At 43.9% G+C, this 11,968-nt stretch carries 11 protein-coding genes; 1 reads left to right on the forward strand and 10 read right to left on the reverse strand.

The genetic code is table 11. The annotated features are described in order from the left end of the window. Positions 1-2: 2 nt before the first annotated feature. The 10 genes from EDD59_RS02500 to EDD59_RS02545 form a co-directional block, all read right to left on the reverse strand. Positions 3-3,476 (reverse strand): DNA polymerase III subunit alpha, encoded by a 3,474-nt coding sequence (locus EDD59_RS02500; RefSeq protein ID WP_132378549.1) that lies wholly within the window; start codon positions 3,474-3,476, stop codon positions 3-5. 58 nt (positions 3,477-3,534) lie between these two features. After that, on the reverse strand, positions 3,535-3,774 hold the full coding sequence (locus tag EDD59_RS02505) for a polya polymerase (RefSeq protein ID WP_132378551.1): 240 nt from the start codon (positions 3,772-3,774) through the stop codon (positions 3,535-3,537). Between the two features lie 78 nt (positions 3,775-3,852). Then, on the reverse strand, positions 3,853-4,674 hold the full coding sequence (locus tag EDD59_RS02510; RefSeq protein ID WP_132378553.1) for a CvfB family protein: 822 nt from the start codon (positions 4,672-4,674) through the stop codon (positions 3,853-3,855). A 12-nt stretch (positions 4,675-4,686) separates the two neighbouring features. Then, positions 4,687-5,388, reverse strand: coding sequence for an acyl-[acyl-carrier-protein] thioesterase (locus tag EDD59_RS02515; protein WP_132378555.1), 702 nt, complete (start codon positions 5,386-5,388; stop codon positions 4,687-4,689). A gap of 41 nt (positions 5,389-5,429) precedes the next feature. Next, positions 5,430-6,620, reverse strand: a complete 1,191-nt coding sequence (locus tag EDD59_RS02520) for a cation diffusion facilitator family transporter (protein WP_132378557.1) — start codon at positions 6,618-6,620, stop codon at positions 5,430-5,432. A gap of 53 nt (positions 6,621-6,673) precedes the next feature. After that, positions 6,674-7,342 carry a stage II sporulation protein R gene (gene spoIIR / locus EDD59_RS02525; protein ID WP_132378559.1) on the reverse strand — a complete coding sequence of 223 codons (669 nt, stop codon included), beginning with the start codon at positions 7,340-7,342 and terminating at the stop codon, positions 6,674-6,676. A 111-nt stretch (positions 7,343-7,453) separates the two neighbouring features. Next, positions 7,454-8,125, reverse strand: a complete 672-nt coding sequence (locus EDD59_RS02530) for a GntR family transcriptional regulator (protein ID WP_132378561.1) — start codon at positions 8,123-8,125, stop codon at positions 7,454-7,456. A gap of 1 nt (position 8,126) precedes the next feature. After that, positions 8,127-9,002, reverse strand: a complete 876-nt coding sequence (gene ispE / locus EDD59_RS02535) for a 4-(cytidine 5'-diphospho)-2-C-methyl-D-erythritol kinase (RefSeq protein WP_132378563.1) — start codon at positions 9,000-9,002, stop codon at positions 8,127-8,129. 89 nt (positions 9,003-9,091) lie between these two features. Continuing rightward, positions 9,092-10,651: a DUF3794 and LysM peptidoglycan-binding domain-containing protein gene (locus EDD59_RS02540; protein ID WP_132378565.1), complete on the reverse strand. Its 1,560-nt coding sequence runs from the start codon at positions 10,649-10,651 to the stop codon at positions 9,092-9,094. A 10-nt stretch (positions 10,652-10,661) separates the two neighbouring features. Next, complete coding sequence (locus tag EDD59_RS02545) at positions 10,662-11,069, reverse strand: protease complex subunit PrcB family protein (RefSeq protein ID WP_132378567.1); 408 nt, start codon at positions 11,067-11,069, stop codon at positions 10,662-10,664. A 151-nt stretch (positions 11,070-11,220) separates the two neighbouring features. Here EDD59_RS02545 and EDD59_RS02550 point away from each other — a divergent pair, with 151 nt between their 5' ends. After that, the gene (locus tag EDD59_RS02550) at positions 11,221-11,955 is read left to right on the forward strand and encodes a lysophospholipid acyltransferase family protein (protein ID WP_132378569.1); all 735 of its coding nucleotides are present in this window, start codon (positions 11,221-11,223) and stop codon (positions 11,953-11,955) included. The last annotated feature ends 13 nt before the right edge of the window (positions 11,956-11,968 follow it).

Here is an 11,968-nt window from a genome sequence, read left to right on the forward strand (position 1 = left end):
ATTTATAAATGGTTTTCAATAGCTTTTTCTACGACTTTTACCCGCTTCTCTCCAAAATAATTCATCAGTCTGCTTAAAACCGCAGGTTCAATACTGATACTGCGGTTTCGCGGAAGACGTTTCACAGCCCGCTCCGCCTGACAGTAAATCACCACTTCATCTTCACCTTCGGAATCTGCCAGATATCCATATACAGTCTGTTCTTCCTCCAAAAAGGCTGCCTTGCTGGGAAACTGAATCCACAGCTCTTTCTTTGTCTGTTCAAACGGCATAATACGCTCGCATATCAGTTTGCTTGCTTTTTCATCTTCTTCAGAAACTCTTCCCCGGACAAAAATCTTATTGTCCACCTCCAGAAGCGGACGGTTTTTTTCATAATCTCTTGGAAACACTACAATTTCTACTGTTCCAAGCAGATCCTCAAGCGTCAAGAAAGCCATCATCTGGTTATTCCTTGTATTCTTCACCGTTTTGTCAACAATCATACCTCCGACGATTTCCTTGGCACCATCGTGTACCTTGGTCTGCCCTGTCTCTTCATCCGGCTGAAAATCTGCAGTTGTAGCAGAAATGGCTCTGCGCCATTTATCCTCATACTCTTCCAGTGGATGGCCGCTGATGTAGACGCCCAAAACTTCTTTTTCGTAGGCAAGGCGATTCTCCTTGGAATATTCCCCCACATTGGGAAGTTTGATTTCAAAATCCTGCTTCTGTTCATCATCTGCCAGATCAAAGAGGGTCAATTGCCCTGTCATCGCATATTTCTTTTCTTGATTTACATGGTCTGCAATCTGTACATAGATGCTCATAAACTGCTTTCTCGTGCCCCCCAGTCCGTCCAGTGCACCTGCTTTAATGAAATTTTCTATTACCCGCTTATTGAGCACTTCCTTCACAGAAAGTCTGCTGATAAAATCTTCCAGATTTTTAAATGGGCCAAAATCTTTCCGGTCGGCTACAATTGCTTCTATGACTGGTTTTCCAACACCTTTTATCGCCGCCAGTCCATAACGGATTTTTCCGTCGTCCACAGAGAAATTTGCCACCCCTGCATTAATATCCGGGGGGAGAAGCTGTATGCTCATCTGCCGGCAGCTGTAAATATATTCTGCCACCTTTGGTGGATTTTCAATCACGGAAGTCATCAAAGCAGCCATAAATTCCACCGGATAATAGTATTTCAGATATGCGGTCTGGTAAGAAACCACGGCGTAAGCCGCTGCATGAGACTTATTGAAAGCATATTTTGCAAAATCAATCATTTCATCATAAATCTTATTGGCAGTCTTTTCATCAATACCATTGGCAACACAGCCGGGGACATTTGTCTCCTTATCGCCGTAAACAAATATCTGACGTTCCTTCTGCATCACATCGCCCTTTTTCTTCGACATGGCACGGCGCAGCAGGTCGCTTCGCCCCAGAGTATAGCCGGCCAGGTCCCGGACAATCTGCATTACCTGCTCCTGATACACGATACAGCCGTAGGTCGGCGCAAGAATAGGCTCCAGCTGCGGACAATCGTAGGCAATCGTGCCTGCTTCTCTTTTTCCTCGGATATACTGAGGTATAAAATCCATAGGCCCCGGACGGTACAGGGAAATTCCAGCTATGATATCTTCCAGGCTCTGAGGCTTTAGCTCCTTCATAAAGCTCTTCATCCCTGCACTCTCCACCTGAAAAATGCCGTCTGTCTTCCCGGTTCCTATATAATCCAACACCTTTTTATCATCATAATCTATGGCTTCTATGTCAAAAGCCGGGATTCTCTTCTTTGCCATCTGCACGGCATTCTGGATAACCGTCAGTGTCCGAAGTCCCAGGAAGTCCATTTTCAAAAGCCCTAGTTCTTCCAGAGTTGTCATAGTAAACTGAGTCGTGATAGAGCCATCCTGTGCCCTGGACAAAGGCACATACTCATCTACCGACTTCTGGCTGATCACCACCCCGGCAGCATGCATGGAGCTGTGGCGGGGCAATCCTTCGAGCCGCTTTGACATGTCGATCAAATACTTTACCTGCTCGTCTGTCTCATAGGTTTTGCGCAACTCTGAATTCATCTGCATCGCCTTGTCAATCGTGATGTTAAGTTCTGTGGGAATCATCTTTGCAATCGTATCCACAAAGGCATAGGGCAGATCCATGACACGGCCGACATCCCGGATAACACCTCTTGCGGCCATAGTACCAAATGTTACAATCTGTACCACCCTGTCCTTGCCGTACTTGCGCACCACATAATCGATAACCTCCTGCCGTCTTTCATAACAGAAATCCACGTCAATATCAGGCATAGATACACGTTCCGGATTCAGAAACCGCTCAAACAGCAGCTGGTAGCGGATCGGGTCAATGTTCGTAATCTCCAGACAGTAGGAGACGATACTTCCCGCGGCAGAGCCCCTTCCAGGGCCCACTGCAATCCCATGGTCTTTTGCATATTTAATAAAATCCCACACAATCAGAAAGTAGTCCACATATCCCATATTCTTTATGACACTCAGTTCATAGTCCAGCCGCTCCTTTAATTCCTGAGACGGGTCTCCATAACGCTTTTCCAAGCCTTCAAAACACAATTTGCTCAAGTATTCCCAGGAAGTAAATCCATCCGGCACATCATACTTAGGCAGCTTGGTCACGCCGAATTCAATTTCCACATCGCACCTGTCGGCTATCTTCTGCGTATTTTCCAGTGCCTGCAGTGCATAGGGAAAAAGCTGTGCCATTTCTTCCGGAGATTTTACATAGTACTGACCGCCCTCGTAGCGCATCCGGTTTTCATCCTGCAGCTTCTTTCCCGTCTGGATACAGAGCAGAATATCCTGGGCTTTCTCGTCCTTTGCATAGGTGTAGTGCACATCATTTGTGACAACCAATTCAATGCCCAGCTCCTCCGACATTTTCAGTAAGCTCTGATTTACAAGAGCCTGTTCCGGTATCCCATGGTCCTGAAGCTCCAGGAAATAGTTGCCTTTTCCGAAAATGTCCTGATACTCAAGAGCAGTCTTCTTCGCTTCCTCATACAGTCCTTTCGTCACATACCTCTGCACTTCCCCGGCAAGACAGGCGCTTAGGGCGATGATTCCTTCATGGTATTCCTGCAGAAGTGCCTTATCCACACGGGGTTTATAATAATACCCTTCCACAAACCCCTTGGACACAATCTTCATCAGATTTGCATATCCGGTGTTATTCTCCGCCAGCAGCACCAGATGGTAATATCTGTCATCCCCGCCGGTTATCTCCCTGTCAAACCGGGAGCCCGGAGCAACATATACTTCACACCCGAGGATCGGCTTAATACCTTGCTTTTTTGCCTCTCGGTAAAAGTCTATAACACCGTACATCACGCCGTGGTCTGTAATGGCAGCACTGTTCATGCCCAGTTCCTTTACTCTTGCCACATATTCTCTTATCTTGTTTGAACCGTCCAGAAGGCTGTACTCCGTATGGACATGCAAATGTGCAAAATTCATCTTTCACCTCTTAAAAAAGAGCGCTTCCCTAAGAGAAACGCCCTCATGTGCTCAAATCTTATTGTCCGCCGTTAATCATGAAATTAATCAGCTTATCTGTATCTTCCTTTTCATATGCGATGATTTCCAGTTCCGGAATCTCACCATTGGAGAAGATATTTGCCATTGATACATATTGAGACAATTTGGACTTCAGATTCAGTCTGTCGCCCTCACCTGTTACTAATTCAACTTTTCCCTCGCACTCGTCTACTACTTTAAAAAATGCGTCTATATCCGTAATATTTTGTACTTTCATTTCTCTGACATCTCCTTTCCCTCAATCGGTTTATCTACTTTCTTATTATACCGTATTTTAAAGGGATTGCAAGAATTTTTATCGGATTATGATACTTTTTTCCAGGATCTCTACTTTTCCTGCCTTAAGTAGTCTCCCCACGCCTCGTTTAAAGGCTGCCTTGCTCATTCCCAGCTCCTGCCGTATTATTTCGGGAGCAGCTTTGTCTGTAAAAGGCAGCTCGCCGTCATAGGACTGAATTACCTTCAGAATGGTCTGTACATCTTTATCCATCTGCTCAGGAATCTTATCTCTCAAACTCAAATCCAGTTTACCATCCTCTTTTACCGCTGTGACTCTCGCCTCCACCGTTTTTCCAACCGGTAAGCTGCCAAAAACTTCCTTTTTAGGGATCAGGGCGGAATATTGATTATCCACTGCCACGAACACACCGAATTCTTCGCTAACATCATAAATGATTCCGCTGACTTTGTCATCCTTTTTATAAGGTGAATCTGTCCGCAGCAAATGATATACTTTCATGGTCGCACACAGGCGGCTGCTTTTATCAATATAGAGGGAAACAAGACATTTGTCCCCTTTTTTTACTTTTACAGTCTGCTCTTTAAAGGGCAAAAACAGGTCTTTTTCCAATCCCCAGCTGAGAAATGCACCCATACGCCCCACATCTGCGACTTCCAGAACCGCCAGCTTTCCCAGTGTAAGCTTAGGCTCATGAGTAGTTGCAATCAGCCTGTCCTCCGAATCCTTATACAAAAATACCTCCACCGGATCCCCGGGCTCCACATCTTTTGGCACCTGCTTTTTCGGGAGCAGTACATGCTCCTCCTCACTGCCTAGATACACTCCAAAATCCACTTTTTTTACAACAGTTAAAACCTGTTTCTCTCCTAATTTCATTAATAGTCTCCTCTATTTGAATTCAATCACTGCGTAAGGTTTTTCATTTCCATCACACAATTCCACTATTGTACGTTCCGTTTCAAAAGCCACCTTTGGAAAGATAATGTCTCCATATTTGGCGGATTGCTTATAGTCTACCCGCAGCTGGTGGACATCCATATCATCCGGCAGCATTTCCAAGGCCATCTGCACATACTGGCAGTTATTTACATGATTATTTGTATCTATATGATACTTTCGCACCGAAAAAGAGGGAAGTGCTTCACTTGATACAGGAAGTCTTATTTTTCTATCCTCATATTCCATATTAAGTGGAGGCTCCGTGCCGTAAGGCAGGACATCCTCATCCCCTGGCCTTACAGGTCTTCCTTTCTCCGTGTCCATAAACACCCATACGGAATTAGCACAGGCTGCTCGTTTTCCTTCACTGTCAAGCATAAGAAAATTACGATTTCCGTATAATCCTTTGAACCCGGTTGCGAAAGTGCCTACCGTAATCTGTTCACACACTTTTGGGAAACGTTCTATTACAACCTGCCAGTAGGACAGAATCCAGGCTTTTTTTCGCTTTTTCAGTACCTCCACACCCACGCCGATATCCTCCGACTGAAAGGTACTGCAATCCTGAAAATAGTTGATCAACGCCGGCAGTGTCATGGTGCCTCTGTGGCCGATTTCACTGTATCTTACTCTGCTGTCAAATGAATACATATTGTTATTTCTCCCTTTCTTTCGTCCTTTGTGTCATCTTGTTATTGTTGTTCGTTTTTGCTGGATATAAAGCTATGCTCTACAGTGATGACAAACTGGTATCGGGCATCATTTGCAAGAAGCCTTACCGAAAGTTCTTCTTTCAGCCTGGTTCTCTTTTTCTCATCATAAGAGATAGGAACGACCAAGTCAAATATTAATTTGATGTGCTCCTTTCCTCTGACCATGCGAAAATCATGAATACTGCAGCTTGCGTCCAATTCTGCCAGTATTTCCGTAATCTGATTTCGGACTCTGATCACCTCTTTGTCCCTCGTCTCAATAGGATCCATATGTATAACAAGGACCAGCCCCAGCTGTTCTTGAGCCTCCCGCTCAATATTGTCAATAATTTCGTGGGATACTTCAATATTTACATTATTGGGAACTTCTGCATGAATAGATGCCATGCTTCTGTTTGGGCCATAGTTGTGGACAACTAAATCGTGGGTGCCCTCAATACCGTCATATTTTTCTACAAATTTTTCTATCTTGGTGTACAGTTCCGGGTCTACTGCCTCTCCTATGAGAGGTTCCAGTGTATCCCGGGCAATTTCCAGCCCGGCCCACATGACAGCCAGGGCCACACCGACCCCCACAAACCCATCAATATTGATTCCTGTCAGTGCAAAGAAAACAAGTGATAAAATAGTCGCCCCCGTGGTAACCACATCTCCCATGGAATCTGTAAACATTGCCATCATAACTTTTGAACTAATCTTCTTACCAAGCTTTCGATTGAAACTTCCCAGCCATAATTTTACCCCGATAGACAACAGCAAGATCACTACCGACAATAATTGAAACCTTAGCTCCTGAGGCCTTCTGATTTTTGCCAGAGCATCTTTCAAAAAAGTAAACCCTACCTCCAATACCAAAAAGGATACAATCAGGGCCGATATGTATTCCACCCTCCCGTGGCCGAAAGGGTGCTCTTCATCCGCAGGTTTGCCGGCCATCCGTACTCCAATGAAGCTGATAACGGAGGAACCTGCATCAGACAGGTTATTAAAGCCATCCGCCATTACAGAAACACTCCGCACCCCTACCCCTACGGCCACCTTGATAATAAACAAAAACACATTACAAAAGATGCCCACAATACTGGCCAACAAACCATAAGCCGTGCGTACGGACACCTTTTCTACATTCTCATAATCTTTCACGAAATGTTTTACCAAAAATTCCGTCATGCTTCCTCCATCTGGCTTTCTGGTCCGCTCCCTCCGGGCAAATGCCCGCCAGCTTACCGGCGGGTATCCGGATCAAACTTATCCAGAAAATACCACTTTATCTTGAAGTTTAATTGTGCTGTTACTTTCGAATATTCCTCTTCCGTCAGCACATTTTTCAGTTCCTCTTTTCCCTCTTCCGGCACAACAGCATTTGTTGCATCTGTAAAACATAAGTTCGGATACAGAACACACCACCAGTTATGTCCCTTAGCAGCGCCGATTTCAATTCTCAGAGCCTTATAGTTTCCCGCCGGGAAAGTCACATCCCCGTAAGTCTTCTCTGGGAAATAGCATGTAGTCACAGCCGCACTTACCGGATAATCCTTTCCTGCCAGAAGAATTGTTTTTTTGCCTGTCTCTTCCAATTTATCTGTATTCCTGCGCATCCATTCCTCAGTCTCCTCCACATCCATCCCATCCGGCATGGAGTTCTTCAAAAAGGCAAGTACCTGCTCCTTCACATCCATCTTCAGTGCCTGGTCTTCTTCACTGTCACTGTTTGCCAGAATGTGAAAGCGTAAAACCTCCTGTGCAAGATGCTCCTGCAATTTCGCCTGCGCCGTGAGATTCATGTGCCAGGCAATAACTCCGGTAATAAAACTTGCTATAATTATTGCAAGAATTAAAATAATTCTGTTTGTATGCTTATCTATGCAATATATACTATCTGTTCTGTCCATATGTAACTTCCTCTACCTTTCTTAATTGATATAGGAAGTATTAACAAAATTATCAGAAATATACACAAAAGGGGACAGTCCCCTTTGCCCGCCATTTTCAGAATATTCTCACTATTTATTTCGTATCACTCCGGATACTGCCGACACCTGGTTTTTGATATGCTGATTCGTCAATTTCGTAGCCACATCCTTTTCACCATTTTCGAGCGCGTGGATAATTTGCTGATGTTCGGCCAGAAGCTGAGGATAGCAGTCTTTTTGTTTCAGATATTCTACACGGTACCGGTACATCTGTTCCCTGAGATTATTCAGAAGCTGTATCAATCTTTGGTTGTCTGTAGCTAAATATATGATATCGTGAAATGCTACATCTGCCTCAGCAATTTTTGTGATATCGTCACTGTCCAGTGTTGATTTAAAGTTTTCTGCCGCTCTTTTCAGGTTCTCTATTCCTTCCTTATCTATTCTGTCGCAGGCCAGTTGTACGGCAAGTTCTTCGAGAGCCGCTCTTACTTCCAATACATCTCTTAGATTTTTCTCTGTAATTTCTGCAACCTCTGCTCCTTTTCTTGGAATCATCAGAACCAGGCCCTCCAATTCCAATTTCCGGATTGCCTCACGGATAGGAGTGCGGCTTACTCCCAGTTTATTGGCAAGCTGAATCTCCATGAGTCTTTCCCCTGGTTTTAGTTCGCCCCGCAGGATAGCTTGTCTCAAGGTGTTGAAAACAACGTCCCGTAAGGGCAGATATTCATTCATTGTCACATCAAATTTAGGCTCCATCTTATATCCTCCTCGTACCGTGTATGTTCGTCACATACGCCTGTTTTGCCAGTGCTTTATTTCTAATTTTCTCCTGTGCTTTCCTTGCCTGGGTCTTATTCTCGAACAGCCCGAAAACTGTAGGGCCACTCCCGCTCATCATGGCATTTAACGCCCCCGCAGTTTTCATCTCATTCTTAATCTCTTCAATAACGGGATGTAAGGGTATCGTCACTTCTTCTAAAACATTGCCCATCGCCGACGCAATATACGGAAGATTTCCGGTTTCCAGGCCCTCTATCAAACGATTGATATCTGGATGATTCAGACCTTTTCTTGCATCCAATGCTTCATATACGGTTTTTGTGGAGACACTGATAGGCGGCTTCGCTATCAGAACAGTGCATTTGGGCATGGGCGGCAGTTCTGTCAATTCTTCTCCAATTCCCTCTGCCAGCACTGTCCCCCGCATAATGCAGTACGGAACATCCGCTCCGAGTTTTATTCCCCTGGCCATTAATCCCTTCTGAGAAAGCCCCAGTCCAAATATGCGGTTCATCCCAAACAGGACGGCCGCGGCATTAGAACTGCCGCCTGCCATACCTGCCGCCACCGGGATGTGCTTATCCAACGTAATGATGACTCCTTCTTTTATCCGAAATTCTTCTAGCAATAAAGCTGCTGCTTTATACGCAATGTTATTCTCACCTACTGGAAGAAAATATAAATTCGTTTTTATTTCAATCCCCGGCTTCTTTGTCCTCTCAATTTTCACGTCATCATACAGATATATAGATTGCATAACCATCCGTACATCATGGTAGCCATTCTCTCTTCTCCCGAGTACATCCAGTCCCAAATTGATTTTGGCAAGTGCCTTCAATTCTATCTGCCTCATCCTGCGTCCTCCACATTTTACCGTTCAGCCATAAGCTTAATCTTGCTTCAGTAAACTATATATCCATCTGTATCTTGTATACATTATACTTATATTATACTCATGCCTTCTTTAAAAATCAACAGTTTATCACCAGGTTTTATGGAATCTGACTCCAAATTGTTTACTTCCTTTATTCCCTCCACTGTCGTCATATATTTTTTTGCAAGTGACCAGAGTTCATCTCCGTCTTTTACGATATACCCCACAATTCCCGGCCGTTTTTCCACCTCCTCTATTGATATAGGCACAAGCTCTGCATCTGTAATCACCTGCATGTGAACAGGACTTCGCATAAATGTGTCAAATGCAAGTACAGCCTTTACTTCTATCGCCTCACTCCCGGCCAGATTTACAGATAGCTGCTCTACATGATGGGAAATATTATACCGTACATCCGGTCTCATCCCCGGACACTCCAGCAAATAAGAGAAGGGCATAATTCCCTGCCAGCATCCGAAAGGTACTTCATCATCTGCCTTCAGATACAAGAAAGAAATATGCAGAATTCCTTCTATTTGAATTCCATCCTCTGTTAATTCCATGTGTTCTACCTGAACGCTGCCGTCACTGTGGCAGATCTGCAGTACATCGTCTTTGAGCTCCGGAAGGGACAGCCGCTCCGAAACCTTACACTTCGAATAATTTTGAACAAGCAGCTCCTCATAGACTGCATCCCTCGTCTCATAGTTGCATTTTTGCTCCAGTGAATATAAATCCTCCAAAAGCTCCATTTCTTCTTCTTGATAAATATTCATGCGGAGATTCAGCGTTCCCTCTATTCCCAGAACACGCATTTCTCCGTCTTCATCCATGCGGACATCCACAAGTGTATCGTCCAGACTGTTGTGGATATAGTAATACATTCCTTCCTCAGCTCCGCTGCATTCAACCCTTCCCTCATAGGGAACACTTTGCTCCAGCCAATCTGTTTTTCCATCCTCCGACTGGTACATACAGAATATCAGAAGCTCTCCTTTCAACTGTATTTCATCCTGTCCAAGCCTGATTTCCAACTTCCTGCCGCTCACATCTGTGAGGAGGAGCTGTCCGATGCTCTCTTTTGTCCCCGGAAGGGTGACCTCCTCTTTAATCCGGTAGGTATCCCTTTTTGTTGTATTCAGCTCCAGAAGATTGACATTTTTCATTTTTTTGTAAATGGGAACAGAACTATCCACATCTACCGTGGTTTCCTCATCCTCCAATTTTTCCCTGCCTATTTCCATCTCTATCATGGCACGGAGACTAAGTTTTCTTGAATGAACCAGTGCCGCTGTAAATTCCACACGAATATTCTGTATAAAATAGGTTTCCAGTTCCCCGCCATCTGTATACACCATCTCCTCAAAAGGAATCTTTCCCTCAAGGACTGCAGGCTGTGGATCCCCCGTTGCCGTCACATAAAGAATCTGAAAATATAGTTTCCCTGAAATCCGTATGTAATTCTCTACCAATTTAATGTCTTCAATTTTTACGGTTCCCGATCCCTGGATGACCTGCTGTACATCCTCCTTTGCATCCGGCACATTGTACTCTTCGTCCAAATAAAACTGGTCAAAGGTCCGTTTTCCTTCCTGTGTGTAATGAATGGGTTTTCTGCTTAATTCCATATACGTCCTCCTAATCAAAAACAACTCTTTTTTCTATATATTCCAACCTCACAACCACATATGGATAAGTGGTTACATCTTTTGTTTTTTCTCCTTTTTCGGGTCCCAGTAGATTCGTATGTATATAAACAGCATTTTCTGTTTCATAAAGTCCTGTCACCTCCACACTGTACCCGCTTTTAGGCTGTGGGCCATACCCTTCCGCAATATACAGATACCCCTGGTCTGCATATGTCAGTTTAAACGGCAGTTCTCTGTTCTCCAGGATTGTACTTTTAAGTTCATTTGGCACTCTTTCCTTATCCATAACCGTAAATTCCAGATCATGCAGCTTTTCCGTCTTCTGAGGACGCGAAATACATCCCGTCAGCATCAGAACAAGCAAAAATCCCGCCAGATACAATATTTTCCTCTTCATATCCTATCCTCGCGGTATATTCTCACTATTATCTTATTATGAAGGTGACTTGATTATTCTCTTTTCCATTTTACTTGTTTTTTAATGTCTGCTTCTGTATAATTGAAAAGGCATAGAAACCATTATAAAAATAGAAAAGAGGATTTTTCCTATGTTCCGATTTATATGTATCGCAATTTTTCTGATTTTATATTTAATTCTGTCTATTCCTATATTCCTGGTGGAATGGATTATCGGCAAATTTGACCGCACTCTGCGGGACTACAGCTCCCTCCGTTTTGTGCAGTGGGCGTTTTGCATAATCATAAAAATCGCGGGAATCGATATGACCATCATCGGTGAAGAAAATATACTTGACGAGCCGGTTCTTTTTATCGGCAACCACCGCAGTTTTTTTGATATCGTAATCACATATTCCCGCTGCAGGAGACTGACCGGGTATGTTGCAAAAAAGGAAATGGAGCATATTCCGCTGCTTTCCGTCTGGATGCGCTATCTGTACTGCCTGTTCCTAGACCGCAGGAATCCCAAAGAAGGACTGAAAACAATTCTGCAGGCCATCGATTACATCAAAAAAGGAATCTCCATCTGCATTTTTCCTGAAGGTACCAGAAGCAAAGATACAGAGCCCATTTTGCTTCCTTTCAAGGACGGTGCTTTTAAAATCTCCACTAAAACAAACTGCCCTATTATCCCTATATCCCTGAATAATACCTGTAGCATATTCGAGAAACAGTTCCCGCGAATCAAGAAGACCCATGTGGTAGTCGAATATGGAAAGCCTATTTATCCCAGCGAATTGAGTCCGGAAGAAAAAAAACATATTGGCAGCTATGTGCACAATATAATCCTGGAAACACTTCAGAAAAATATGCACTTAGTATAAAACAAAGATTTCA

This window comes from Muricomes intestini (assembly GCF_004346165.1).
GTDB classification, from domain to species: Bacteria; Bacillota; Clostridia; order Lachnospirales; family Lachnospiraceae; genus Muricomes; species Muricomes intestini.

What these genes read in the sequence shown, in the direction of transcription:
- EDD59_RS02500 (WP_132378549.1), bottom strand. Translation starts at nt 3,476, where the DNA reads ATGAATTTTGCACATTTGCATGTCCATACGGAGTACAGCCTTCTGGAC.
- EDD59_RS02505 (WP_132378551.1), bottom strand. Translation starts at nt 3,774, where the DNA reads ATGAAAGTACAAAATATTACGGATATAGACGCATTTTTTAAAGTAGTA.
- EDD59_RS02510 (WP_132378553.1), bottom strand. Translation starts at nt 4,674, where the DNA reads ATGAAATTAGGAGAGAAACAGGTTTTAACTGTTGTAAAAAAAGTGGAT.
- EDD59_RS02515 (WP_132378555.1), bottom strand. Translation starts at nt 5,388, where the DNA reads ATGTATTCATTTGACAGCAGAGTAAGATACAGTGAAATCGGCCACAGA.
- EDD59_RS02520 (WP_132378557.1), bottom strand. Translation starts at nt 6,620, where the DNA reads ATGACGGAATTTTTGGTAAAACATTTCGTGAAAGATTATGAGAATGTA.
- spoIIR (WP_132378559.1), bottom strand. Translation starts at nt 7,342, where the DNA reads ATGGACAGAACAGATAGTATATATTGCATAGATAAGCATACAAACAGA.
- EDD59_RS02530 (WP_132378561.1), bottom strand. Translation starts at nt 8,125, where the DNA reads ATGGAGCCTAAATTTGATGTGACAATGAATGAATATCTGCCCTTACGG.
- ispE (WP_132378563.1), bottom strand. Translation starts at nt 9,002, where the DNA reads ATGAGGCAGATAGAATTGAAGGCACTTGCCAAAATCAATTTGGGACTG.
- EDD59_RS02540 (WP_132378565.1), bottom strand. Translation starts at nt 10,651, where the DNA reads ATGGAATTAAGCAGAAAACCCATTCATTACACACAGGAAGGAAAACGG.
- EDD59_RS02545 (WP_132378567.1), bottom strand. Translation starts at nt 11,069, where the DNA reads ATGAAGAGGAAAATATTGTATCTGGCGGGATTTTTGCTTGTTCTGATG.
- EDD59_RS02550 (WP_132378569.1), top strand. Translation starts at nt 11,221, where the DNA reads ATGTTCCGATTTATATGTATCGCAATTTTTCTGATTTTATATTTAATT.